The organism is Acinetobacter chengduensis, assembly GCF_003664645.1.
Lineage (GTDB): Bacteria > Pseudomonadota > Gammaproteobacteria > Pseudomonadales > Moraxellaceae > Acinetobacter > Acinetobacter chengduensis.
Genome location: NZ_RCHC01000011.1, coordinates 1 through 23,912 on the forward strand (window position 1 = coordinate 1; position 23,912 = coordinate 23,912).

Here is a 23,912-nt window from a genome sequence, read left to right on the forward strand (position 1 = left end):
ATTTACGCATGTCTCTTTTTTAAACACATTTAGCATTTTCTGTATTATTATTAGACGTATTACACAGTTTTTTATTTGTTTAAGAATAAATAGCCATTTATATAAACCCTCAAAAATATACACAATATGGTTTTTAGCAGAAATAAAATAAGATTTTTGATCTGTGGTCTTTTATTGAGTAGCTCATTACACGCCACGCCCGTATCAGATATCTACCACACATCTTTAGCCATTTTAAGTTATGCAAAATGGCCAACAGCCACGCCTGAAATTTGTGTGGTCAACAATACTGCATTTGCACAACAGCTTAAAAACAACCTACCAACTGACAGCCCATACAAAATCAGCAATAAAAATAATTCTGAAATACGAACATCAAGTTGTACCGTATTATTTTTTAGTAATCTGAGCGATAAAGAAGAGCAAAACATCTTAAATACAGCAGTCACCTACCCCGCACTCTCTATAAGTAGCAATAATATTAATTGTGAAACTGGCAGTGCTTTTTGCCTATATAAAAAAAATCAAAGTTACGCATTTAAGATAAACATGGAAAGCTTAACGCAATCCAAAATTCATATTGACCCGCGGGTATTAATGCTCGCAAAACCAGCGGAGTCAAAACCATGAAGCAACTATATAATCCAATTACATTGCATCAGCTTTTCACTCGCTCTCAGCTGACCATTTTTATTTTAACCTTTGGTATTTGTTCAGCTATTTTATTAGCAATTTCAACCTATACCATGAACACTTATGCCAAAAATAGTTTAAATATTTTAGCAGATGCTATTAATGAACGTGTTCAACCCGCTGTGGTCTTTCAAGACCAAAGTACCATGGGACAAATATTGCAAGAATACATACAGCAATATCCTATTCGTTCTATAGATATATTTTCGACACAAAAAAAAATTCTCGCACATACAGAGCAAAAACCGATTAGTACTTGGTCAAGCCAAAACTTACTTGACCTGCTATTTTACCGCGACCCAATTACACTCCCCATTCAGCACAATAACAAAACATACGGACAATTATTGATATATGGCAACTCCGCAGATTTAGTGAGCTTTTTTCACAAAATTTTGCTTGGATTATTTATTGGATTTTTAGTTTTATTGGCAGCCGTTTTTTGGTCTGTAAGTTCGGTCTATCAATATCTCATGCATTCTATTCGAGATATTGTGGAATCCTCACAAACCATTAGCCTTAAAAAAAATTACACCATGCGTGTTTCGAACTCTGATATTCAAGAACTTCAAGCGCTCAGCACTGCATTTAATGGCTTACTCTGTGAAATTGAGCAATCAAATCAAAGCTTAATGACAGAAAATAATAAACTTCTACATCAATCTCGACACGATCCACTCACCCAACTTCCCAACCGACCTTTTTTTTATGAGACTCTGTTTCAATATTATGAAGAAGCAGGTGTACGCAATGCTGCTGTGCTGTTTATAGATTTAAATGACTTTAAACAAGTCAATGATCAATTTGGGCATTTAGCAGGTGATGCCGTTCTTCGTGCTTCTTCTTATTGCGTTCGTAAAGTCCTACCAGAGAATGCTTTTTTCTCTCGGCTCGGAGGAGACGAATTTGCAGTTATTATTCCCGATGTAATGGACAGCGACGAAATACAACAACTTTGTCAAAAAATTCATGCTTGCTATACCTCTACCTATATGTTCGAGCAACAGCATATTGTTTTAGATGCCAGCATTGGTGTTGCTCTTACTCAACTCTCTAAATCTCCAGAAGATTTAATTAGCGATGCAGATCAAGCTATGTACGATGCAAAAAACTTTGCAGAGAAATGGCACATCTCCCTACAATCCAAAAGCAAACAGGCCTAAATATGCATAAAAAAACTTTCAGCGCCCTACTCATGATTATTTTTAGTATTAGCCTTACGGGCTGTATGAATTTAGGTCATCTAAATTACAAGCAAGCACGTATGTTAAAAAAAGAAGGTTTTGTATTAAACAATGAGGGCTGGACTCTCGCACTCCCTGAACGTCTATTATTTAACTTTGATGATTACCGCATTCAAAATCATCAAAAAGAAAAACTGACTGAGCTTTCACATCAATTGCAAAAATACGATTTAGAAAAACTCAAATTTACTGGTCACACCGATAATATCGGGCAATCCACCTACAACTACCAACTATCTCAGAAAAGAGCGCAAAGTGTTGCGGATGTGTTTTTTGCCGAAGGTTTTAAAACTCAAAATGTACAAATTATTGGTCGTGGTTCAGATCAACCAATCGTAAGCAATGACAGTGAAGAAAATCGCGCGAAGAATCGCCGTGTGAATATCATTATTATTCCCTAAAACAATTGTAAGCCAGAAACAAAAAAAAGCCTCAGCATATTGAGGCTTTTTATTTCACTAAATTTTAGGCATAAAAAAACCGCTTAACGCGGTATCTTTATCTCGACCACTTTTTATAAATTGGTCGGAGCAGTAGGATTCGAACCTACGACCCCCTGGTCCCAAACCAGGTGCACTACCAGGCTGTGCTATGCTCCGATTTCAACTACTAGAGTTGGGGTGAATGACGGGATTCGAACCCGCGACAACTGGAATCACAATCCAGGGCTCTACCAACTGAGCTACATCCACCATTACAACATTTGGTTCTTAATATATCAAGCGACCAAATGGCGCGCCTGACAGGATTCGAACCTGTGACCATCCGCTTAGAAGGCGGATGCTCTATCCAACTGAGCTACAAGCGCTTAACTGATGTAAACATCATTTGCCTTGAGGAATTGGTCGGAGCAGTAGGATTCGAACCTACGACCCCCTGGTCCCAAACCAGGTGCACTACCAGGCTGTGCTATGCTCCGATTCATCTCAGCTTTCATACCGATCAACTTATCTTTCGATGTATCGTTCGGTACGGTGTGCATTCTAGGCTTGACGCCCGAAGACGTCAACACCTATCTTCAAAAAAATATCAAAAAATGCTTCAAGCGTTTATTTATCAAGCATTATTGATATTTTTTAAGCATTTTTAGCGTTTTAATGACGCACTAAAGTTCAACATTCGATCAAGTGGTAATTTCGCACGTTCTGCCAAAGTTGCATCTACGAATATTTCTTGATCTTTTTTTTCTAGAACTTGCAAAATACCGTCTAATTCGTTCATTGCCATCCATGGACAATGAGCACAAGAACGGCAAGTAGCCCCTTCTCCTGCCGTTGGCGCTTCAATTAAGGTCTTATTCGGGACTGCTTGTTGCATTTTATAAAAAATGCCTCTGTCCGTTGCTACAATTAATTGTTCATTCGGCAATGTTTGTGCAGCTTTAATTAACTGTGAGGTGCTTCCTACAGCATCGGCAACATCCACAACCGATTCTGGTGATTCCGGATGTACCAAAACTGCAGCATCTGGATAGAGTGCTTTCATGTTGGCAATACCACGTGAGCGGAATTCTTCATGCACGATGCATGCACCATCCCACAGCAGCATATCTGCGCCTGTTTTCTTTTGAATATAACGTCCTAGATGCTGATCGGGTGCCCAAATAATTTTTTCACCCAAGCTGTCGAGGTGTTCGATAATTTCTACAGCACAGCTTGAAGTCACTACCCAGTCAGCACGTGCTTTTACAGCTGCAGAAGTGTTGGCATAGACCACAACGGTATGATCTGGATGCGCATCGCAAAATTGAGTGAACTCGTCTACAGGACAGCCTAAATCGAGTGAACAGGTAGCTTCTAATGTTGGCATTAAGACAGTTTTTTCAGGAGACAATATTTTTGAGGTTTCTCCCATAAATTTAACACCTGCCACCACCAAGGTAGATGCCTCATGATCTCGACCAAAACGGGCCATTTCTAATGAGTCAGAAACACACCCACCAGTCAGCTCTGCAAGCTCCTGTACTTCGGGATCACAGTAATAATGTGCTACCAATACAGCATCACGCGCTTTAAGCGCAACTTTAATCTGCTCGAACTTAGCTAATTTGGCTTGCTCTGACAGTACATGTTCCTTTGGCTCGCCCAAACGGTCTAAATGCGCTTGCACAATCGATTTCGCTTCGTTGGCAATTAAATTTGTCGCATCATTCATCATAAGGTCTACTCTATCCATAATGCCCATTAACTAAAATGAGCTCACCGATATGACTGTTCAAATGGCTGTATATGCTTTTTGACCAGTCATTAAAAACTTAGCTTTATAAAAAAGCCTCCAATGGAGGCTTTTTAAAATCACTATTTTAAGAACGATAATCTGCATTGATTTTTACGTAGTCATACGACAGATCGCAGGTATATACCGTATCCTTCGCATCACCACGGCCTAAATCCACACGGATGGTAATTTCTGTTTTTTGCATTTCGGCAGCACCCGCCTCTTCTGTGTAATCTATTGCAGCACCGCCATCTTTACAAATTTGCACATCGCCCAACCAAACTTGAATATGTTCAACATTTAAGTTTGGCACACCTGCATAACCAATGGCTGCTAAAATACGACCCCAGTTTGGATCTGAAGCAAAAATAGCTGTTTTCACCAAGGGTGAATGTGCAATGCTATACGCCACATCACAACATTCTTGCGTATTGGCACCGCCTTCTACAGCGACTGTAATAAATTTAGTTGCACCCTCACCATCACGGATGATGAGCTGTGCAAGGCGTTTCATAACACGTGTCAGCACATCTGCAACCGCTGTATAACGCGGATCAGTTGTAGCACTAATTTCATGACCACCCGCCTGACCTGTCGCCACAAAAATACATGAGTCATTGGTTGAGGTATCACCGTCTACCGTAATACGGTTAAACGACACATTTACCGCCTCTGATAGGAGTTGTTGTACCAATTCACGGCTAATAGGTGCATCAGTCGCGACATAACCCAGCATGGTGGCCATATTTGGGCGAATCATACCAGCACCTTTAGAAATACCCGTCATGGTATAGGTAATGCCATCCAGCACAAACTGCTCAGAAGCCCCTTTAGGTGTGGTATCTGTAGTCATAATGCCTGTAGCAGCATCTAACCATGCATTTTCGTTTAAAGTATTTAAAGCAGGCTGTAAACCTTGTACTAAACGTTCAATTGGTAATTGCTCACCAATCACACCTGTAGAGAACGGAAGAACTTCAGTTGCTGAAATACCCGCCAGTTCAGCTAATTTTGCACAGGTTGCTTCTGCATTAGCCATGCCTGTCGGACCTGTACCTGCATTTGCATTACCTGTATTAATCACTAAATAACGCGGATTACCCACTTTTAAGTGTGCTTTAGAAACATGTACTGGCGCTGCACAAAATGCATTTTGCGTAAATACACCAGCCACATTTGAACCTTCAGCAAATTCAAAAATAACTAGGTCACGTCGGTTCTGATAGCGTACATACGCTTCTGCCGAACCAATTTTTACACCTTTCACCACATGCATCTGTGGCATAGATACGTCACCAACTGCCATTTTTTAAACGCCTAATTCAATTTATGAAAAAAATACAGCTTAGAACAAAATTGAGTAAAAATCGAGTAGATGCCTAGTTTTAGGCTATTTTTATTCTGAGTATTGTGGCAATAAAAAACCAGCCGATTGGCTGGTTATTAAAATGACATAAAATCAATTACGTGCAAGCTGTGCTGCTTCATTTAATAATGATTTTTTTGCATTTTGCTGGCTTGCAGAAGACAGCGCTGGGTTCTCTGCCACAATGCGATCCGCATTTGCTGCATTCGCCGCGGTTACCGCTGCAGTTTGCATCACGATCGGACGATTTGGGTTATCAAAAGTATAACGAATGCCAGTACGTGGACTGGTCACTGTTACTTTACCATCTGTGCCCAATTGCACATCTGCTGTTGTAGCACCAATCGCTTGTTGAACTTTTGCAGGTGTCGTGGTTTGAACTGAATCTGCATACGCAAATGCTGGGACTGCTAATGCAGCAATCATGAGAGGCTGTAATAATTTTTTCATTGTTTGTTCCACAATTTCTTCAGGGACTTTGCAACTAAATACCATCTAATGGCTTGGGCTGCAAATACTATTCACCAACTATCAATCTATACTACAAAAATAATCAGAACCCTGAGGTTCTGATTATTTTATGTATCACTTAAATTTTACCGTGACACTGTTTGTATTTAAGTCCTGAGCCACATGGACAAGGTGAATTACGGCTTTCTGGTGCGACAATCTCATCACCTACCGGTGTAAATTGTGCATCTACAACATCCGTTGCTACGCCGTCATCCAACAAGCTGTCAAATTCAGCATGCGATAGGTTCAATTGCATTGCTTCGGCTTGTGCTTGTTTTTGAGCTTCCATCTCTGCAAGCTCTTCTGCGGTTGGAACATGTACGCGAGATAAATCAGTTACCACATCAGACTTAATTACCGCCAGCATGTTTACAAATAAGTTAAATGCTTCTTTTTTGTATTCTTGCTCAGGGTTCTTTTGTGCATACCCACGTAAATGAATACCTTGGCGTAGGTAATCCATCGCCGCCAAATGCTCTTTCCAATGACGGTCTAAAGCATTTAGAACAAAATGACGTTCCAACATTGCAGCAGACTCTTCACCCATTTGCGCACGACGTGCTTTATAACGTGACAGAACTTCATCTGTTATACGTCGAGCCAAGCCTTCTTCGTCTAGACGACGGTCATCGTCAAGCCACTGTGTAATTGGTAAATCAATACCTAAGTCTTCACGCAATGCGCTTTCAAGGCCTGGAATGTCCCACTGATCGTGAATTGACTCAGGTGGTACATAAATTTCAATCACACCTTTCATAACATCAGAAATCATCCCTTCGATGTTTTCTTCCAATGATGCTTCAGTCAATACTTCATCACGTTGTGTATAAATAATTTTACGTTGTTCGTTATTTACATCATCGTATTTCAATAGGTTCTTACGAATATCGAAGTTACGTGCCTCAACTTTACGTTGTGCATTTTCAATCGAGCGCGACACCATTTTGTGCTCAATGGCTTCATCTTCTTTCAAGCCCATTGCACGCATCATACCCACTACGCGATCACCTGCGAAAATACGCATTAGGTCATCTTCAAGCGATAGATAGAAACGTGAAACACCTGGGTCACCTTGACGTCCAGCACGACCACGGAGCTGGTTATCAATACGGCGTGATTCATGACGCTCTGAACCAATAATGTGTAAGCCACCTGATGCCAAAACAGCATCATGATTCGCTTCCCACTCGTCTTTTAAGCGTTTTTCATCTTCAGCAGTTGGTGCTTCGATTTTCGCAAGTAAGGCTTTCCAGTTACCACCCAACAGAATGTCTGTACCACGACCTGCCATGTTAGTTGCAATGGTCACAGCACGTGGCGAGCCTGCTTGCGCAATAATATCCGCTTCACGCTCGTGCTGTTTTGCATTGAGTACTTCGTGGGCAATACCCGCTTCTTTCAATTTATCAGACAAAATTTCAGAGGCTTCAATCGTTGCTGTACCAATCAAAATTGGCGCTACGCCAGCTTCATGAATGCGTTGGATTTCTTGAATAATCGCGCTGTATTTACCATTACGATTCAAATAAATTAAATCGTTTTCATCTTTACGCACCATCGGGCGATGCGTTGGAATAAGTACTACATCTAAACCGTAAATTTCTTTCATTTCAGCAGCTTCGGTATCTGCTGTACCCGTCATACCTGAAAGTTTTTTATACAAACGGAAATAGTTTTGGAAGGTTGTGGTTGCAAGCGTTTGGTTTTCAGGCTGGATTTCTAAGCCTTCTTTTGCTTCAACAGCTTGGTGTAAACCTTCTGACCAACGACGACCAGGCATTGTACGGCCTGTGTTTTCATCCACAATGATGATTTCACCATCATGAATAATATATTGCACATTACGTTGATATAAATAATGCGCACGAATGGCTGCTGAAACATGGTGAACCAAGTTCAAATTAGCAGATGAATATAAACTTTCACCTTCGGCCAATAAGCCCATTTGAATTAATTCTTGCTCAACTGTTTCGTAACCGATTTCTGTCATTTCGACAGTACGTTGCTTTTCATCAATCCAGAAGTGACCGCCATCTGCGACTTTTTCTTCTTTTTGCGCATGTAACTTAGGTGGAATGCTATTGATCGCAGCATACAGCTGCGAAGAATCTTCACTTTGACCAGAAATAATTAATGGCGTACGTGCTTCATCGATTAGGATCGAATCGACCTCATCGATAATGGCATAAGTTAAACCACGTTGTTTTTTCTCTGGAAGTGAGAACACCATATTGTCACGAAGATAGTCGAAACCAAATTCGTTGTTTGTACCGTAGGTAATATCTGCACGGTATGCCAAACCCTTTTCTGTCGGGTCTTGCATTGAGTAAATAATGCCAATACTTAAGCCTAAAAACTCAAATAATGGGCGGTTTAACTCAGCATCACGTTGTGCCAAGTAATCGTTCACTGTAATCACATGAACGCCTTCACCACTTAAAGCATTCAGATAACAAGCCAGCGTACCCATGAGGGTTTTACCCTCACCTGTACGCATCTCGGCAATTTTACCCTCATGAAGGGTAATACCACCAATGATTTGTACGTCGTAGTGACGCATGCCCATAACGCGCTTTGCCGCTTCACGGCAAACTGCGAATGCTTCTGGCATTAATTTATCTAGGCTTTCACCATTTTTATAACGTTGTTTGAATTCTTCAGTTTTTGCAGATAAGTCCGCATCGCTAAGGGCTGATATCGTCGGCTCGAGCGCGTTAACTTTTTCTACGATCTTGCGCATGCGTTTGAGTTCACGCTCATTTTTGGTACCGAAGATTCCTCCGATCAGACTTGCCAACATGAATAGACTCTCTAAATCTTGCTTGTCAAATGAATAAGTTTTCTTAGTCGTTATTATGGTGCTAGAAATTTGAAGTACAAGGGCTTTGCACAAAAACCTCATAAAATTTCTATGAACCTAATGTGGCCCAATAAAGCTTAGCTTTGCTAATGTAACAAATTTTAAACAGGCTAAAAAGTCTGTGCCTATAGAGATTTATGCAAATCATCCAAATAGATCAGCCACACTTATCTTTAAAATTCATAAAGAAATAAAAAAACACTATTTTTCATTATAAAAAAAAGCGCTCATAGTTGTTTCCAGACACCAATATAAATAATCATTCGAGGCACAACCATGAGTTTACGTTTAGGCGATATCGCTCCTGACTTCACGCAAGATTCAAGCGAAGGTCAGATTAATTTTTATAATTTTCTTGGCGATAGCTGGGGTATTCTTTTTTCACATCCCGCAGATTACACACCAGTATGTACAACTGAATTAGGTTTTACGGCAAAATTAAAAGATGAATTTAGCAAACGTGGTGTAAAAGCAATTGCCTTATCGGTGGATGATGTTGAATCACACAAAGGCTGGATTAACGACATTAATGAGACTCAAAACACCTCGGTGAATTTCCCGATTATTGCCGACCAAGACCGTAAAGTGTCAACGCTGTATGATTTCATTCATCCAAATGCTAGCGAAACTTTAACTGTGCGTTCACTGGTGATTATCGATCCGAATAAAAAAGTTCGCTTAATTATTACCTATCCAGCATCTACAGGACGTAATTTCCATGAAATCTTACGTGTTGTCGATTCACTACAACTTACAGACACTCATAAAGTGGCAACGCCTGCCAACTGGCAACAGGGTGAAGATGTGGTGATTGTACCTTCATTAAAAGATGAAGCTGAGATTAAACAACGCTTCCCTAAAGGCTATAAAGCTGTAACGCCATATTTACGCCTAACACCTCAACCTGAGTAAAGCTAAGACAATAAATTCATGATCGCCTTACATTTTTACGAGCCAATGTAAGGCAATCATATCAGCCTATCTTCGGATGGGCTTTTTTACATTCTGCTATTACTCAAGTTTGCACAATAGCTACTCCCAAGTCGCTGGCTTATGTGTAAAATCATCAACAATAAATCAGCGCCATCTAAATATAAAATCGCCATGATCCATAATATTCATCATTTACACTGTGGCACTATGTGCCCCGTTTGTGGCCCGCTTTTTGGCCAATCAAGTTTAATGGCACATGTAGTCTGTCATTGTCTACTATTAGAAACCGACCAAGGCTTAGTGTTGGTTGATTCTGGGCTGGGCATGCAAGATTATTTACATACCGCACAGCGACTTGGCCGTCTTACAACGCGTATTGGCCGTATTGAAACAAATTTAGAGCTCTCTGCTATCGCTCAAATACAAAGGCTTGGTTTTCAAGCAAGCGATGTGAAACATATTTTGGTCTCACATTTAGATTTCGATCATGCTGGTGGAATTTCAGACTTCCCTGCTGCAACCGTGCATGTGCTTTCAAGTGAATACAACGCCACTCAAAATTTAAAAGGCATTAAAAATCGGGCGCGCTATAAGCCACAACAGTTTAAGCAACATCGCTATTGGAATTTTATTGAGCCATTAAACGGTGAAGCTTGGTTTAATTTAAATCGCGTACAAGGCTTCAACTTATTTCAAGATGAAATCTTACTTATTCCACTACCTGGCCATAGTGCAGGACATTGTGGGATTGCCATTCACCACAAGGATGGCTGGTTATTCTTTTGCGGTGATGCTTACTACTCGCATCTTGAATTAGATGGTCAGCATAATCTTCATACATTAAACCAATTGGAACGTGTATTTGCCTATGACAATGCACAGCGCATACAAAACCTGAAAAAAATCCAACACCTCGCACAGCATGAATCAGATATTGACATTATTTGTGCACATGATCCTGTCGAATTGACACGGTATCTTCCACAATGAACATATTTTGTCGAATAAGCATGGTGCTCATCATCTCGATGAGCTCTGGATGTATGACTACAGCATCGTTGAATGAACAACAACGGCCAAAACAATGGGCCACGGTGCTGGATCAAAAGACAAATCTTTATCAGGTCAGTCCTTGGCTATATCGCAGTGAACAACCTTCAAGAGATTTGATTCCAGCACTACAACACCATCAGATTCAAACCATTATTAACCTAAGAGCACGCGATACAGATACGCCGCAATTTTCACAGCAGGCTCTGAACTTGGTGCACGTTCCAATTCATACCTGGTCAATCTCACGAAATGACTTACTGCTCGTCATGAAACAGCTTCAAAAGGCACAAGCACAGCATCAAAATGTGCTAATCCATTGTTATCACGGCTCAGACCGCACGGGTGCAAGTATTGCAATGTACCGAATTATTTTTGAGGATTGGTCTAAAGAAGAAGCTTTGGCAGAAATGAAATATGGTGGGTTTGGCTTCCACCCTATTTGGATCAATATTGAGACTTTATTTAGCCCTAATAATATAAGATGGATTCGTGAGCAACTCACGAATCCATCTTAAAAATAACGATAAGTTAATGTCAGGAGTCATCTGAATAGATCAGCGACAGCTACTAAAATTGATTTCAACGCTTGTCGAGTGGTACCCACTCAATCACCCAAGCAGATTTCATACCTAAGCTGGCATCAGACGTGATCTTCTTACGTGCTGTATCGGCAGAATCACGGTCCTTAGATGGACCAACCATAATCCGTACACCTTTAGAGGTTGGGCTTTTAGTCACTTTAAAGCCTTTAGCTTTTAGCTTTGCGGCAAGGGCATCAGCATTGGCTTCATTGGCAGCCAAGGCCACTTGTACCATCCACTGTTTATCGCCATTTTCCAATAAATCACGCGCTTTTTCAGCTTCAGCTTTTTTCTTAGCTTCAGTCGCTTTACGTTTTGCTTCTGCTTCTTTTTTCTCAGCATCAGCCTTACGTTTGGTTTCAGCCTCTTTCTTTTCAGCATCAGCTTTGCGCTTCGCTTCAGCTTCTTTCTTGTCTGCTTCCGCTTTACGTTTTGCCTCTGCTTCTTTTTTCGCCACTTCTGCTTTGTGCTTTTCAGCAGCTTGACGCTTTTCTTCAGCAGCTTTTTGAGTCGCAGTCGCTTTAGCTTGATCGGCCTGCTGTTGTGACTTCTGCTGATCTAACTTTTTTTGGGCCGCCAACTTTTCCTCAGCTAAACGCTTTTGTTTGGCTTGATCATCCTCGACCAATTCAGGTGGAATGTTGTCTGAGCTTTGCTGTGCGGTACGGCGTGCATTTAAAGCGGCATATTCTTCTGCAGCTTTACGGGCTGCGTCTGCTTCAGCTTGTTGTTGCATTGCTAAAAACTCAGCTGCACGTGCTTCTTGTTCTGCAACTGATTTTTCACGCGCACGCTTTTGCTCTTCCAACAAACGTTTTTCTGTCGCAACATCTACGGTTAAACCCGCATCATTGGTTGCTTTATTTTGTTCAGAACTGGTTGTATCAGGCGTAACATTTCGATTTTGATGTATTTCTTCCTGCCCTTTTAGCAGCAGAGCAGCTAACAATACGCCACCCCCTAATAAAACAGCGCCACCCATCCAGCGTTGTTTGTTATTCATTGACATTCTTCCAAATACTCCCATACCGCTTCCAAGGTATGAAAAGAACCACATACCATAATCAGCTGATTATTTTTTGTTTCATCCAGCGCTGATTGAAAAGCTGTTTTTATGCTATCGAAATGCTGTACGTTCAATCCCTGTAGCGCATCGTCCAGCTGTTCGATACTTGCTGCCCGAGCTACAGTTAATGGAGCAATCTTCCACATTGAAACAGAGTTTTTCAATAGGTTAGCGACAGATTTTATATCTTTATCGCCTAACATTGAAAAAACACCGATGACTTCAGTGTACTGTTTATTGTATTGCATGAATTTTCGCAATTGATTTAACAAAAATTCAACGCCGTGCGGATTATGTCCCGCATCAAATATCACTGTTTTTCCCGCAATTTCACGGGCTTCAAATCGTCCCTGTAATTGTGCATTTTGTATGCCTGCGACCAAGGCTTCTTGTGTAACGTTTAAGCCACTTAGCAATACTGCGGCCACGGCAGTCGAGATATTTTCTAAAGCTAACTTCCCGACAGGTAACTTAAGCGTGGTTCCTGCAGAAGCAAATGACCAGGTTTGGCCATCTTCATGATCTTGATAAAAATAATCACGATTCACCGCGAATAACTGTGCGTTACAACTGTTTGCTTTGTCTTGAATCGCTTGTGGTAAGATTTGTTGTCCACCAAAAATTACTGGAATATTCGGACGAATAATACCTGCTTTTTCAAACGCAATTTTTTCAATGGTATCGCCCAGCCAATCCGTATGATCTAGGCCAATATTGGTAATGACGGCAACATCTGGCTCAATGACATTAACGACATCGAGACGGCCACCTAAACCAACCTCAAGTACCCATACATCACAGGCCTGCGCTTTAAAAATCACAAAGGCTGCAAGCGTGGTCGCTTCAAAAAAAGACAATGATAAATCACATGCGCGACGTGCTTGATCCACAGCAACAAAAGCATCGATCAACGATTGATCGTCGACTTCTTTGCCTTGAAGCTTAACGCGTTCATTGAAGCGGTAAATATGTGGCGATTGGTAAAGACCAACTTTATACCCTTGCGCATTTAATATGGCTGCTAAAGTTGTCGTTGTTGAGCCTTTACCATTGGTTCCTGCAACGGTAAGTACTTTTGCATCAGGGCGTGTAACACCCAAATACTCAGCAACAGGGATGACCCGTTCTAGGCCTAAATCAATCCCTGTAACGTGAACATGGCCCCAATAATCGAGCCATGTGTTTAAAGAATCTGTTGCAAGAGGTGCTGGTGTGTTCAAGGCAAGTTCATCAGTTTCGCGACAATACGGTAAACTGTATCACGTAATGCGTGACGGTGAACAATTTGATCGATTACACCATGATCAAGCAAGTATTCTGCACGCTGGAACGGTTCTTCCAATTTTTCACGTACTGTTTGCTCAATCACACGCTTACCCGCAAAGCCGATCATCGCTTTTGGTTCAGCTAAGTGAACATCGCCTAACATTGCTAAAGATGCCGTTACACCACCGTACACAGGATGCGTTAATACCACCAAGTACGGTAAGCCTGCATCTTTCATTTTTTGAATAGCTGCAGATGTACGTGCCATTTGCATCAATGACAGCATGCCTTCTTGCATACGTGCACCGCCAGAAGCTGCGAAGCACACCAAAGGTTGATTCAACTCAATTGCACGTTCAGCTGCTTGTACAAAACGATCACCTACAACCGTCCCCATTGAACCGCCCATAAAGTCAAATTCAAAAGCACATGCCAACAATGGGATGCCTTTGAGTAAGCCTTGCATGACAACTAGCGCTTCAGTTTCGCCAGTTTTCTTCTGAGCTTCAGCCATACGCTCTGGATATGGTTTGCTGTCTACAAAACCGAGGGGGTCTTTTGCAGCAAACTCTTGGCCTAATTCTACTTGTACTTGATCAAAAAACCAGTTCAAACGATCACGTGCTTTCATGCGTAAATGTTCATCGCACTGCGGACAAACATAAGCATTAAATGACATTGCAGTACGTGTTACTAAGGCATGACACTCAGGACATTCGATCGTTGGCTCAGTAAAAGTCGCTTTTAATGTCTGTTGTTCATCTGGCACATGAATGCCAGGTACACCACGATCTGTCCACGGCGTAGCCGGGCTTAACGTTTTCCCTGTTTTGACGTCTTGACTCATACTAACTCATCGAGCGCTGCTCGAAGCTCCTTCACTTTATTCACCGTTGCAATTACGGCTTGTTCTGGCGCTAAGCTGGCAAATTGCTTCACAAAAGCACTACCGACAATTACGGCATCCGCAACTGCACCCATTGCTTTCGCAGAGGCTGCATCACTAATACCGAAACCAACACCCACTGGTACATCAGTGGCAGCTTTGATTTTCTGAATACGGTTGGCAGCTTCAGACACATCTAAAGTTGCAGCACCCGTTACCCCTTTCAACGATACATAGTAAACAAAACCGCTAGCTTGTTTTACTACGTGCTGAATTCGCTCATCAGTTGAAGTCGGTGCAAGCAAGAAAATTTGATCCATATCGTATTTCTTCAATACTTCGTCCAAATCTTTTGCTTCTTCTGGTGGCAAATCAACCAACAGAATACCGTCTACACCACAGTCATGTGCATAAGCCACAAATTTTTCATAGCCAATCACTTCAACTGGGTTTAAGTAGCCCATCAAAACCACAGGTGTTTCTGTGTCTTTTTGACGGAATTCTTTTACCATATTGAGTGCATCAAGCGTATTTGTGCCACCTGCTAAAGCGCGTTCTGCGGCTAAAGCAATCACTGGGCCATCGGCCATAGGGTCAGAAAAAGGAAGTCCCAATTCAATCACATCTACGCCCGCATCGACCATTTGATGAAGCAACGGTACAGTTACATGCGGATGTGGATCACCTGCCATAACATAAGAAACCAAAGCTTTGCGCTGTTGAGATTTAAGCGCTCCGAATCGTGCAGCTAGACGTGACATAGAGATAACTTTCCTTGAATGGTTCAAAACTGTTTTGGCTTTGCAGAAATACAAGACTCCATTGCATTGTAACGCTATTTTTCACCCCTTGAATAGGGTGACAACGGTTATGCTTGCATTTCTAACTTCGCGCAAATATCCAGAAAAGCCTGAAAGCATCATTTACGGTTATTTCGTTTTTTTTCACAATGATCAAAGATGCCTAATTTTAGGAAATTAAAAAATCTTAAGATTTTAGATAAACTTAATTTTATTGCTAAAAAAACGATATAAATAACAGGTTTAGCATTTACATTTAAATTTTCTGAAATTGCAAAACCTGCTCTATACTAGTTGCATTGTTTATTTTTTTTATCTCCTATGACCACCCTCTCCTCAGGAAAAGTGCAGGCACGTGCCATTGCACTGCTTCCTCTTATTGTTTTTTTGGCCGTATTTTTAGGCAGTGGTATTTACCACACGCTCATTGGCACCGAGTTTGCCTTTTATCAAGTCAAAGCGCCTGTTGCTGCGCTTCCCGCAGTTTTGGTCGCTATTTTAATGTACCGTGGCAAACTCAATGCCAGTATTGATGAGTTTTTAAAAGGTGCCAGCCACCCCAACCTCATTTTAATGTTTATGGTGTTTATGTTGGCAGGTGCTTTTGCCAGTGTGAGTAGTAGCATTGGGAGTGTAGAAGCTACAGTACAATTTGGTTTATCGATCATTCCACCGAGCTTTATCTTGCCTATGCTGTTTGTGATTGCAGCATTTGTTGCCACAGCCATGGGCACATCTATGGGCACCATTGCTGCTTGTGCACCGATTGCCTTTGGTTTTAGCCATGCAACCGATATTCCTGTCGTCTATGCAATAGGTGCTGTGGTTGGTGGCGCAATGTTTGGCGATAATCTATCGATGATTTCGGACACCACCATTGCTGCAACCAGCAGTTTAAAGGTACAACTGCGTGACAAATTCCGTGTCAATGTTTGGATTGCAGTTCCTGCATCTATTGTCAGTTTGATAATTTATATATTGCTCAGTGGTAGTGCTCAAACCATTGCAGTGAAAGACTATAACGCATGGTTAATGCTTCCTTATGTGGCCGTATTTATTCTGGCATTTAGTCGCTTACATGTACTGGCCGTATTAAGTATTGGCGTGATTTTATCGGGTCTCATGGGGCTTATCATTAAGCCAGATTTTAACTTTTTGAGCCTAAACAATGCGATTTACGATGGTTTTATCGGCATGTTTGAAGTGGCCTTGCTTTCCATGTTTTTAGGTGGCCTCTCTGCCATTATGCAACGTGAAGGTGGCCTCGAATGGCTTATTCAGCGTATTTACAGCATGACACGTCTGCTTAAAGTGGGACAGCAACGTGCAGGTGAAATTGGCATTAGCTTCTTGGTGGTGTTTTCTAACTTCTTTGTGGCCAATAATACCGTAGCGATTATTCTTTCTGGTGATATGGCCCGTGAAGTTGCCAAAGAGTATGGCGTAGATCCTAAACGCGCGGCTGCCTTAATGGATATTTTCTCTTGTGTGGTACAAGGCTTAATTCCATACGGGGCACAATTACTACTTGCCTGCTCTATTGTAAAAATCTCACCTATTGAGTTAATCAGCTCAATTTACTACTGCTGGATATTGGGTATATTCGCAATTCTGGCTATTATTTTTCGTTATCCACAACTAAAAACTCGCGAACCTTCAACACCATAAGCATTAAAAAATAAGTTTAAGCGGTCTTTCGAGACCGCTTTTTTTATAAGTCACTCGATAATAACTTCAATGCTTTACGGCGCTGTAATAAGGTTTGGCCTGTGTAGCTTTTATACGCACGCGCCAATGCCGACTGATCTGAATAGCCCAGTTGTAGCGCGATGTCTAGCAAGCTTAAAGGCTGTAATAGCAATTGCTCGATGCGTTTCATACGTTCAATTTCTAAAACTTTTTTAAATGAACTGTCTGCCTCTGCAAGTTGGCGTTGTAAGGTACGCACCGAGGTATATAGCTCATCGGCAATTTGTTCTATTTTTGGGGCCTGTGCGTACTGCTTTAAGTACTGTGCAATATGCAGATGCAATTGCTGCTCTATATTTTCGATACGAGGTTTAGAGGCAATAGCGTCTTCGGCCTGCTTGAGTAATAATTGCATCAGCGATGGATCGGCAAGTGCTGACTTAACATCTAAACTCGCACTATTTAATACAAAAGCATACTCAGAATGTTCAAATTCAATTTTACAGCCAAAGAATTTTTCATAATGGAACCGCGCCATTTGCTGTGCATGCGCAAACTTCATGCAGTTAAGTACTAATGATGCTGGAAAGATTTGCTTGGCCAAATGTGCCATACATGCAGTTGTAAGCTCATTCACCAAAGCATATTTAGCATCATGCATCGGCCAAGTTAAATAAAACTCATCTCCAACATAAGACAGCTGCATGGGAGTAATGTCTACACCATCAATCACCAAGCGGCTAAATTTCATAATATATTGCAAAGCTTCGGCCACGCTATTCGAACGAGTAGCCATATAACCCAATACACCAAAATGCTCAGGTCGTATCAGCTCCGCCATTTCAAAGACTAAATTTGGACAGTTCAGCTCTTGTTGAGTGGCTTGCATTACCGTATTAAAAAAAGTGTATGGCGACTGAGAATCAATCGGCTGACTTAATACATGGTCTAGCTGTGAAATGTACGGCGCGATGCTGTCCAAGTGTTGGTAATCCAGCCCTTGGCTAAGCAAATACATCTTCCACAACTGATAATAACCATTGGGTATGTGCAATTCATTCATCAGATCGCGCCTTATTTTTATTTTGTCATTTTGACATTCTAAATTTTCACTTTGGCGTTAAATGTATAAAAATTGGCAAGTAGTGTCAAAACTTTGTGCTTTTTATTCGACATAATGCAAACATGAAAGGCTATAACAGTAAAAAAATATGAATGCGATAGTCCAAGTTAACCCTGTAGTGCGCACTAAATTGAATTTCAAATTAGAAGAAATTCCACGTTTTTGGTTTGGTGGTGATCCCTTCCTCACACGTATGTTTGATGCACTGAGCCTGACCTTTCCTGATGGTGAGCGCTATTTTATTGAGTCTGTGCGTTTGTTTCGCGACAAAATTGAAGACCCAGACCTGCAACAACGCGTAGCAGATTTTATTCGCCAAGAGGCGCAACACGGCATAGCACACGACAAAATGAACCAGCTGATGAAACAGCAAGGTATGCCTGTAGATGCATTTATTCGACGCTTAAATAAAATTTTTAAGTTTGAGTTGAGCCAGCGCTCTGCAGAATACAATATCGCCATGACAGCTTCTGCTGAGCATTTAACAGCACTGATGGCAGAGACCTTTTGTAGCCGAAAAGAAGTCTTACAAGAAGCGCATCCTTATGTGCGTGCACTATTTATTTGGCATGCCATTGAGGAAATGGAACACCGTGATGTGGCCTTTGATGTCATGAAAGATGTTGCGAATGTGGATGAAAACCTACGTAAATTTACCTTGGTGTGGACCAGCGCACTCATGACGGGCTTTACGCTATATCGTGCCAATGTGATGTTAAAACACGATGGTTTTAGCTTAGGAGAACGTCTGAAGTTAAATATAAAGGGCTTACCTTGGTTCTTTGGCAAAAAAGGCACATTAACTCGAATGAGCAAGCCGTATAGAGATTGGTTTAAGTCAGATTTTCATCCGAGCCAACACCCGATCGTGAATAACTACGATCTATGGCTAAAAACATTTGAAGAAACGCAAGATCCGATTCAAGCGGCTGAAGTGTTCTGGCAGGCTGCTCAATAGCTTTTAAATCACTCAGCTATGAATAGTGAAAGCCGTATCCGCGATACGGCTTTTTTATGCATATTGAAATATTTAAGTTAAGCACTACCACTTCGCATAGTGGCGCTCTAGCAAGCCATATTCATTTAATAAAATCACTTCGTTGTCTTTGTGCCGAATTGATCCACTAATTTTGGCCTGCCACTGACTAAACTGACTCCCGACCAAACGCAGGTTGAGGTTTTCATAACGACGCCAGCTGGTATGTACAGTTAAATCCAAAGCTCCATCTAAAGAACGAATGTGCCAGAGCTCATCCGACTGTTGTTCGAATAAGATGTCACTGATTTCGAACAATACTCCATTGACCCACAAGCAGTTTTCATTACCAAAACTTTCATTTACGCCAGACGCTAAATTTAGACCAATACGATTTTTCTGCGTATCCCAAAAGTTACACGACAACCAAAACCATGCTGTTTCAGGTCTTAAAAATCCGCAAGTATCGTCTAATGAAGCAAATGTACGATCATTAAACTGCACCATTTGCCCGCGTTTATTTTTGAAGAAACCTTCGCAGCCTAAGGTGGTGAGTTTTTGCGTATAAGTCCAGCCGTTAATACCCGTGGGTGTGCATAAACTTAACGGATCCGTGCCTGCACAAAAAATTCGTGCACTCAGTTGCAGTTCACCATATTTACTTACTCTGATATAGCGCACACCATTGGCATGCTCAATATCCACTTGCATTTCTGATTTAACAAAATGGCTGTGATTAAATAAAGGTTGCTCATCAACTTTGGTTTGCATGGCCAAAATATTAATGGCATTCCAGTCCATCACGTCATTATGAAGATGATCATAAACATACACAAAAGCATGCCCAGCCCAACCAATGTCGGCAATAGCCAGACCAATCGTATAGTGCTGATGTTGAATGCTACAAAATTTAAATTTTTTATATTTTAATTGTTTACGCCACCCATTTAATACTTTTCCATAGGGGGTGCGATATTCATAACGTCGAATATCGATTTGATTTGGCAACGCACTAAAACGCCCATAACGGGGCTGTCCATTGGCTTGTATTAAATCCATTTATGCCTATCCTTTGCATAATTGATTTGAAAATCCTGTCCCTATTATGCGGATTAATGAGTCGCTGAACAGTCTATTCTGCAAAATACTGCATATCTTCACAAAAATAAATAGCTAATATTCCAAGCCGATTCAGCGCACTACATTAGAGGTCTAAGCTTAGACTCAATTCAGCTGGATATAGCAATTTTCCCACTGCTGTGGCGCAAAATCGCCTTGTATTAACTCGACATAACGCCCATCTATACAGTCAACCTTAATACAATCGTCTACATCAAGCACACGGTCTGTATGTTGCTTTTGCCAATGGGTCGCAAAATGCAGTTTACCTTGCTGTTTGGCCTCAGCCTCTGTTCGAGCAGGCACCAATACATAGCGGTGTAATTCGCCAAACTCAGCAGGATCATAGCCCCCTAAATTAATCAGCCAGAGCTTTTCTGAAGTTGCATTTGGTGCTGCATGAGAAAATTGAATTTGGTATGGCACATCTTGTGACATGACACCAGCAACTTTCATCCAAGCATCAATATGCAAACCTTTTTGTTCACCAAACCATGCTTCGCGTAGCTGTGGATAGCAATCTTCTAAACTATTGCCAATTGCAAAAACCACATCATGAACTTCTGTATTTGCACGCGCATGACGACCGCCAAGCATGACTAAAAATAAACTGGACACAATTTTCCCTCAATTTCAAACAGCACCAACTGTTTGCAATAATTTCAATACAATCAAACCGCCTAGAGATAGTACCGCATTATTCACCAAATGAATGAGTAAGACATGCCAGATATTACGCGTCCATAAATAAATTAAGTTAAGAAATAGACCAGCCATCATAAAGCTGACCGTAGCGATTAAATTGCCATCAAAATTATGATAATGAATTAAACCAAATAAAATTGAGTTCAACAGCACCAAAATGACACGCCAAAGCCAAGGCTGTATAAACAGCTTTTGCAGTAAGGTATAACGGAAAATAATATCTTCTAATAACGCGGTAAATAGTGGCCCAAGGCTGATGATCAACAGACTCAAAAAAGCAATGCTATTTGGATCAATAGAAGGTTTTTCCTCAATGCTGGTTCCGACTGGCAGCATACTACGCGTTAGAGAAATCACCACTTGCAATACAATTGCACCCACGACCACCAAAAGACTAGAACGCCAAAAAGCCTGCTTATACTTTTGCCAGTGCGTATACAGCATGCTTTTATACAGCCAACATACTGCAATAAATAAAATCCCCCGAAAAATAGAATCCCCTAAAGCAACCCGAACGGAAATGCCAAACCATTGCGTTAAGACAAAACTATTGAAAAATATCAGTGGCAAGATACATAGTACAAAGCTGTCACGCCATTGCCATGAAATATGTGTGGGAAACGATTCAGCACGAACCAATTGAGTAAAAGTCATTATTATTGAATCTATTAAAAAAGTACAATTTCAACGATATTGTGCTTCATGGCACTTTTTGAGTCTGCTGGTATTTTGTAGAAGTCTCCGGAAAAGCATTTAATTGCTATAAAAAAAATCGCGCGGAATTGCTTCTGCACGATTTTGATGTTTCAGAATATATAACCTCTCCCCTTGCGAACTCAGAATACATTCTGAAATCCTCACCTTTGATAAAGAGGGGCTTGGGGAGATTTTTACATCTCAACCATTTCTACACCATCAATACGGGCAACAGTCATTAAGTCTTTATCACCACGGCCAGAAACCGTCGCAATAATAATTTGATCTTTATCCATAGTCGGTGCAAGTTTAGTCACATAAGCCATCGCATGTGAGCTTTCCAGCGCTGGAATAATACCCTCAATATGCGTTAAATCACGGAAACCTTGAAGTGCTTCAGTATCATTGATTGGCACATAATTCACACGATGCATATCTTTTAAGAAACTGTGCTCAGGGCCCACGCCTGGGTAATCCAAGCCAGCAGAAATTGAGTGAGTTTCAATAATCTGACCTTGTTCATCTGACATGAGGTAAGTACGGTTACCATGCAGTACACCAACATGACCTGCGTTTAATGGCGCAGAGTGTTTACCTGTTTCGATGCCGTAACCTGCAGCTTCAACACCATACATTTTCACATCTTCATCATTTAAGAAGGGATAGAACAAGCCCATTGCATTTGAACCACCACCCACACATGCAACCAAAGCATCTGGTAAACGACCTGCTTGTTCTTGAATTTGGCGACGTGCTTCACGACCAATAATCGATTGGAAATCACGGACCAATTGTGGGTATGGGTGTGGGCCTGCCACTGTACCAATCACATAATACGTTGAATCTACGTTAGTTACCCAGTCACGCATTGCTTCGTTCATGGCATCTTTCAATGTTTTTGAACCACTTTCTACAGGTACAACGGTTGCGCCAAGTAGACGCATACGGTACACGTTCATGGCTTGACGTTTAACGTCTTCTGCGCCCATAAACACGACACATTCAAGGCCTAAACGTGCCGCAATTGTAGCAGTCGCCACACCATGCTGACCTGCGCCCGTTTCCGCAATAATACGTTTTTTACCCGAAAGTTTCGCCAGCAATGCCTGACCAATCGTGTTATTTACTTTATGTGAGCCTGTATGGTTTAAGTCTTCACGTTTTAAGTAAATTTGCGCACCACCTAACTCTTTCGACCATCGCTCAGCATAATATAAAGGACTAGGACGACCGACGTAATACGCCAAGTCACGGTCGAATTCTGCCAAAAACTGTGCATCATCTTTCATACGGAAATAGAGTTTTTCTAAATCCTCAAGTGCTGCCATTAAAGTTTCTGACACAAAACGCCCGCCATGAATACCGAAATGCCCTTGTGCGTCAGGGAATTGGGTATAGTCAATCTTATTTTGCTGATCCACGATGGACTCCTTGCATAAAGCGTTCTATGAGTTGTTGGTCTTTAATACCTTTAGCCGATTCTACACCACCGCTTACGTCTACTGCGTATGCACCAGTGGTTTGAATCGCATCTTCAATATTGTCAGGCTTTAAACCGCCCGCCAAAATTAAAGGAATATCGAGTTTAGGGAACTGTGTCCAGTCAAAGCTATGCCCTGTGCCACCTTTTAACTCAGGATGCCATGCATCAAGTAATACGGCGCTGGCACCTGCCTGTTGAAAAGCTTGAATTTCGGCAATTACATCTAGATCTGGCTTGACCTGAATGGCCTTGTACCAACGGCGTCCGATTGTCTGTGCAATTGTATGGCACTGTTTTGGACTTTCATCGCCATGAAACTGTAAAATATCGACAGGCGAAGTTTTTAAAATATCTTGTATTTCTGTAGCGGTCGCATTCACAAATAAGCCCACCGTCTGTACATAAGGGGGGATATGCTGAATCAGTTCAGCAGCCTGCACTGCTGTGACACTGCGAGGACTAGGTGCAAAAAAGACAAAGCCTATTGCATCTGCGCCCGCTTGAACAACAGACTGTATATCTTGAATACGTGTAATTCCGCAAATTTTGGCACGGGTTCGCATGTTCTTTGAGCTCTACCTCTACCCTCGCCATAGCCGATCTATGTGTTTGGGGCGAATTATTGTAATGCAATTTTCATGTA

The 23,912-nt window shown here is 41.4% G+C and carries 22 protein-coding genes and 4 tRNA genes; 8 read left to right on the forward strand and 18 right to left on the reverse strand.

Annotated elements, in window-relative coordinates; genetic code table 11:
* Positions 1–174: 174 nt before the first annotated feature.
* From D9K81_RS10770 to D9K81_RS10780, 3 genes are read left to right on the forward strand one after another with little or no spacing between them, the layout of a single operon-like run.
* Complete coding sequence (locus D9K81_RS10770; protein ID WP_227602111.1) at positions 175–630, forward strand: YfiR family protein; 456 nt, start codon at positions 175–177, stop codon at positions 628–630.
* Positions 627–1,856, forward strand: a complete 1,230-nt coding sequence (locus D9K81_RS10775) for a sensor domain-containing diguanylate cyclase (protein ID WP_120375329.1) — start codon at positions 627–629, stop codon at positions 1,854–1,856. Before D9K81_RS10770 ends, D9K81_RS10775 begins: the two co-directional genes overlap by 4 nt.
* Positions 1,857–1,858: 2 nt before the next feature.
* Entirely contained in the window at positions 1,859–2,338 is a 480-nt protein-coding gene (locus D9K81_RS10780) for an OmpA family protein (RefSeq protein WP_120375330.1), read from the forward strand.
* 121 nt (positions 2,339–2,459) lie between these two features.
* Here the strand turns inward: D9K81_RS10780 and D9K81_RS10785 are convergent.
* From D9K81_RS10785 to secA, 8 genes are all read right to left on the reverse strand, one after another.
* Positions 2,460–2,536, reverse strand: a tRNA-Pro gene (locus D9K81_RS10785).
* A gap of 17 nt (positions 2,537–2,553) precedes the next feature.
* A tRNA-His gene (locus tag D9K81_RS10790) sits at positions 2,554–2,629 on the reverse strand.
* Positions 2,630–2,668: 39 nt separating this feature from the next.
* Positions 2,669–2,745: transfer RNA gene (locus tag D9K81_RS10795), tRNA-Arg, on the reverse strand.
* Between the two features lie 34 nt (positions 2,746–2,779).
* A tRNA-Pro gene (locus D9K81_RS10800) sits at positions 2,780–2,856 on the reverse strand.
* 167 nt (positions 2,857–3,023) lie between these two features.
* Complete coding sequence (gene nadA / locus D9K81_RS10805; RefSeq protein ID WP_120375403.1) at positions 3,024–4,091, reverse strand: quinolinate synthase NadA; 1,068 nt, start codon at positions 4,089–4,091, stop codon at positions 3,024–3,026.
* A gap of 148 nt (positions 4,092–4,239) precedes the next feature.
* Positions 4,240–5,460 carry a bifunctional glutamate N-acetyltransferase/amino-acid acetyltransferase ArgJ gene (gene argJ, locus D9K81_RS10810; protein WP_121523281.1) on the reverse strand — a complete coding sequence of 407 codons (1,221 nt, stop codon included), beginning with the start codon at positions 5,458–5,460 and terminating at the stop codon, positions 4,240–4,242.
* Between the two features lie 153 nt (positions 5,461–5,613).
* Positions 5,614–5,970, reverse strand: coding sequence for a hypothetical protein (locus D9K81_RS10815; protein ID WP_120375404.1), 357 nt, complete (start codon positions 5,968–5,970; stop codon positions 5,614–5,616).
* A 139-nt stretch (positions 5,971–6,109) separates the two neighbouring features.
* Complete coding sequence (gene secA / locus D9K81_RS10820; RefSeq protein WP_120375332.1) at positions 6,110–8,833, reverse strand: preprotein translocase subunit SecA; 2,724 nt, start codon at positions 8,831–8,833, stop codon at positions 6,110–6,112.
* Between the two features lie 336 nt (positions 8,834–9,169).
* Here secA and D9K81_RS10825 point away from each other — a divergent pair, with 336 nt between their 5' ends.
* From D9K81_RS10825 to D9K81_RS10835, 3 genes are all read left to right on the forward strand, one after another.
* Positions 9,170–9,805 carry a peroxiredoxin gene (locus D9K81_RS10825; protein WP_120375333.1) on the forward strand — a complete coding sequence of 212 codons (636 nt, stop codon included), beginning with the start codon at positions 9,170–9,172 and terminating at the stop codon, positions 9,803–9,805.
* A gap of 192 nt (positions 9,806–9,997) precedes the next feature.
* Positions 9,998–10,816, forward strand: coding sequence for an MBL fold metallo-hydrolase (locus D9K81_RS10830; protein ID WP_120375405.1), 819 nt, complete (start codon positions 9,998–10,000; stop codon positions 10,814–10,816).
* Positions 10,817–10,869: 53 nt separating this feature from the next.
* Positions 10,870–11,394, forward strand: coding sequence for a dual specificity protein phosphatase family protein (locus tag D9K81_RS10835; protein WP_407923632.1), 525 nt, complete (start codon positions 10,870–10,872; stop codon positions 11,392–11,394).
* A gap of 64 nt (positions 11,395–11,458) precedes the next feature.
* Here D9K81_RS10835 and D9K81_RS10840 read toward each other — a convergent pair whose 3' ends face one another.
* Genes D9K81_RS10840 through trpA form a run of 4 tightly spaced genes read right to left on the reverse strand, consistent with a single transcriptional unit; the run spans position 11,459 to position 15,439 of the window.
* A complete protein-coding gene (locus D9K81_RS10840) occupies positions 11,459–12,463 on the reverse strand; it encodes an SPOR domain-containing protein (protein WP_120375335.1) in 1,005 nt (334 codons plus the stop codon).
* Positions 12,460–13,746, reverse strand: coding sequence for a bifunctional tetrahydrofolate synthase/dihydrofolate synthase (gene folC / locus D9K81_RS10845; RefSeq protein ID WP_120375336.1), 1,287 nt, complete (start codon positions 13,744–13,746; stop codon positions 12,460–12,462). Before folC ends, D9K81_RS10840 begins: the two co-directional genes overlap by 4 nt.
* Positions 13,743–14,639 carry an acetyl-CoA carboxylase, carboxyltransferase subunit beta gene (accD, locus tag D9K81_RS10850; RefSeq protein ID WP_120375337.1) on the reverse strand — a complete coding sequence of 299 codons (897 nt, stop codon included), beginning with the start codon at positions 14,637–14,639 and terminating at the stop codon, positions 13,743–13,745. Before accD ends, folC begins: the two co-directional genes overlap by 4 nt.
* Positions 14,636–15,439, reverse strand: coding sequence for a tryptophan synthase subunit alpha (trpA, locus tag D9K81_RS10855; protein WP_120375338.1), 804 nt, complete (start codon positions 15,437–15,439; stop codon positions 14,636–14,638). Before trpA ends, accD begins: the two co-directional genes overlap by 4 nt.
* Positions 15,440–15,799: 360 nt before the next feature.
* Here trpA and D9K81_RS10860 point away from each other — a divergent pair, with 360 nt between their 5' ends.
* On the forward strand, positions 15,800–17,146 hold the full coding sequence (locus D9K81_RS10860) for a Na+/H+ antiporter NhaC family protein (protein ID WP_120375339.1): 1,347 nt from the start codon (positions 15,800–15,802) through the stop codon (positions 17,144–17,146).
* A 43-nt stretch (positions 17,147–17,189) separates the two neighbouring features.
* Here D9K81_RS10860 and D9K81_RS10865 read toward each other — a convergent pair whose 3' ends face one another.
* Positions 17,190–18,230 (reverse strand): AraC family transcriptional regulator, encoded by a 1,041-nt coding sequence (locus tag D9K81_RS10865; protein WP_120375340.1) that lies wholly within the window; start codon positions 18,228–18,230, stop codon positions 17,190–17,192.
* 148 nt (positions 18,231–18,378) lie between these two features.
* On the opposite strand from D9K81_RS10865, the gene D9K81_RS10870 reads away from it, so the two are divergent.
* Complete coding sequence (locus D9K81_RS10870) at positions 18,379–19,248, forward strand: metal-dependent hydrolase (protein WP_120375341.1); 870 nt, start codon at positions 18,379–18,381, stop codon at positions 19,246–19,248.
* 84 nt (positions 19,249–19,332) lie between these two features.
* On the opposite strand, the gene D9K81_RS10875 is transcribed toward D9K81_RS10870, so the two are convergent.
* The 5 genes from D9K81_RS10875 to D9K81_RS10895 form a co-directional block, all read right to left on the reverse strand.
* The gene (locus D9K81_RS10875) at positions 19,333–20,325 is read right to left on the reverse strand and encodes a DUF2804 domain-containing protein (protein ID WP_120375342.1); all 993 of its coding nucleotides are present in this window, start codon (positions 20,323–20,325) and stop codon (positions 19,333–19,335) included.
* 165 nt (positions 20,326–20,490) lie between these two features.
* The gene (locus D9K81_RS10880) at positions 20,491–21,003 is read right to left on the reverse strand and encodes a DUF1543 domain-containing protein (protein WP_120375343.1); all 513 of its coding nucleotides are present in this window, start codon (positions 21,001–21,003) and stop codon (positions 20,491–20,493) included.
* A gap of 15 nt (positions 21,004–21,018) precedes the next feature.
* Positions 21,019–21,744: a CPBP family intramembrane glutamic endopeptidase gene (locus D9K81_RS10885; protein ID WP_120375344.1), complete on the reverse strand. Its 726-nt coding sequence runs from the start codon at positions 21,742–21,744 to the stop codon at positions 21,019–21,021.
* A 236-nt stretch (positions 21,745–21,980) separates the two neighbouring features.
* Positions 21,981–23,207: a tryptophan synthase subunit beta gene (trpB, locus tag D9K81_RS10890; RefSeq protein WP_120375345.1), complete on the reverse strand. Its 1,227-nt coding sequence runs from the start codon at positions 23,205–23,207 to the stop codon at positions 21,981–21,983.
* Positions 23,191–23,832, reverse strand: coding sequence for a phosphoribosylanthranilate isomerase (locus D9K81_RS10895; RefSeq protein WP_120375346.1), 642 nt, complete (start codon positions 23,830–23,832; stop codon positions 23,191–23,193). The genes trpB and D9K81_RS10895 overlap by 17 nt, the downstream gene beginning before the upstream one ends.
* Positions 23,833–23,912 lie beyond the last annotated feature (80 nt).

Excerpts from the sequence above, each read along its gene's own strand:
- D9K81_RS10775 (WP_120375329.1), top strand. The coding sequence starts at position 627 with ATGAAGCAACTATATAATCCAATTACATTGCATCAGCTTTTCACTCGC.
- D9K81_RS10780 (WP_120375330.1), top strand. The coding sequence starts at position 1,859 with ATGCATAAAAAAACTTTCAGCGCCCTACTCATGATTATTTTTAGTATT.
- nadA (WP_120375403.1), bottom strand. The coding sequence starts at position 4,091 with ATGAATGATGCGACAAATTTAATTGCCAACGAAGCGAAATCGATTGTG.
- argJ (WP_121523281.1), bottom strand. The coding sequence starts at position 5,460 with ATGGCAGTTGGTGACGTATCTATGCCACAGATGCATGTGGTGAAAGGT.
- D9K81_RS10815 (WP_120375404.1), bottom strand. The coding sequence starts at position 5,970 with ATGAAAAAATTATTACAGCCTCTCATGATTGCTGCATTAGCAGTCCCA.
- secA (WP_120375332.1), bottom strand. The coding sequence starts at position 8,833 with ATGTTGGCAAGTCTGATCGGAGGAATCTTCGGTACCAAAAATGAGCGT.
- D9K81_RS10825 (WP_120375333.1), top strand. The coding sequence starts at position 9,170 with ATGAGTTTACGTTTAGGCGATATCGCTCCTGACTTCACGCAAGATTCA.
- D9K81_RS10830 (WP_120375405.1), top strand. The coding sequence starts at position 9,998 with ATGATCCATAATATTCATCATTTACACTGTGGCACTATGTGCCCCGTT.
- D9K81_RS10835 (WP_407923632.1), top strand. The coding sequence starts at position 10,870 with ATGACTACAGCATCGTTGAATGAACAACAACGGCCAAAACAATGGGCC.
- D9K81_RS10840 (WP_120375335.1), bottom strand. The coding sequence starts at position 12,463 with ATGAATAACAAACAACGCTGGATGGGTGGCGCTGTTTTATTAGGGGGT.
- accD (WP_120375337.1), bottom strand. The coding sequence starts at position 14,639 with ATGAGTCAAGACGTCAAAACAGGGAAAACGTTAAGCCCGGCTACGCCG.
- trpA (WP_120375338.1), bottom strand. The coding sequence starts at position 15,439 with ATGTCACGTCTAGCTGCACGATTCGGAGCGCTTAAATCTCAACAGCGC.
- D9K81_RS10860 (WP_120375339.1), top strand. The coding sequence starts at position 15,800 with ATGACCACCCTCTCCTCAGGAAAAGTGCAGGCACGTGCCATTGCACTG.
- D9K81_RS10865 (WP_120375340.1), bottom strand. The coding sequence starts at position 18,230 with ATGAATGAATTGCACATACCCAATGGTTATTATCAGTTGTGGAAGATG.
- D9K81_RS10870 (WP_120375341.1), top strand. The coding sequence starts at position 18,379 with ATGAATGCGATAGTCCAAGTTAACCCTGTAGTGCGCACTAAATTGAAT.
- D9K81_RS10875 (WP_120375342.1), bottom strand. The coding sequence starts at position 20,325 with ATGGATTTAATACAAGCCAATGGACAGCCCCGTTATGGGCGTTTTAGT.
- D9K81_RS10885 (WP_120375344.1), bottom strand. The coding sequence starts at position 21,744 with ATGACTTTTACTCAATTGGTTCGTGCTGAATCGTTTCCCACACATATT.
- D9K81_RS10895 (WP_120375346.1), bottom strand. The coding sequence starts at position 23,832 with ATGCGAACCCGTGCCAAAATTTGCGGAATTACACGTATTCAAGATATA.